Raw genomic sequence first — 885 nt, forward strand, 5'->3', positions numbered from 1 at the left:
CCAGGCCCAGCCAGGGGACCAGGCTGGCGTTGGACTTGCCAAAGGTGGATTTGCTTTTGGTCGCCATTACGCAAACGTCCGGGTTTCACCGGCTCCATACAAATTGCTGCTGCAGCGGCCACACAGGGTGGGGTGGGCCGCGTCCACGCCCACATCGGGCGTGTAGTGCCAGCAGCGTTCGCATTTGGTGTCCGAACTGGCCTTGGCGCTTATGGATAGGGCGGGAGCAGCTACCAAAGTAATAGCGGATGTGATGAACACAAACTTCAGGTCCGCACCCAGGCTGGAGAGCAGCGCAAAGTCGTCGGCAGGCACGGCCAGGTCCACATTCGCCTGCAGCGATGCACCCACCTTGCCGTCGGCGCGCAGCACTTCGATGTCCTTGTTGACCGCGTCGCGGATCTCGCGGATGCGGCTCCACTTGGCCAGCAGGTCGGCATCGGGCGCGGGCAGCTCGGCGTAGGTCTCCAAAAAGATGGAGTCGCTGCTGCCAAAGATCTTCCAGGCTTCTTCGGCCGTGAAGCTGAGGAACGGTGCCATCCAACGCAGCATGGCGTGGGTGATCTGCCAGAGCGCGGTTTGGGCACTGCGGCGGGCCAGCGACTTCGGCGCGGTGGTATAGAGCCGGTCTTTGAGCACGTCCAGGTAAAACGCGCCCAGGTCTTCGCTGCAATACACCTGCAGCTTGGCCACCACGGGGTGGAATTCGTACACCTCGTAGTGCGCCAGGATGTCGGCCTGCAACTGGGCGGCGCGGCCCAGGGCGTAGCGGTCGATTTCCAGCAACTGGTCAAACGGCACAGCGTCGGTGGCGGGGTTGAAGTCGCTGACGTTGGCCATCAGGAACTTCAGCGTGTTGCGCACCCGGCGGTAGGTGTCCACCAC

Annotated in this window: 1 protein-coding gene; it reads right to left on the bottom strand. The window is 62.9% G+C overall.

The window, feature by feature from the left end; genetic code table 11:
• Positions 1-66: 66 nt before the first annotated feature.
• Positions 67-885 (bottom strand): class I tRNA ligase family protein (locus AC097L_RS23135; RefSeq protein WP_479589093.1); only part of this gene is annotated, 819 nt, incomplete at its 5' end.

This window comes from Rhodoferax sp. RT5P35, from assembly GCF_056521385.1.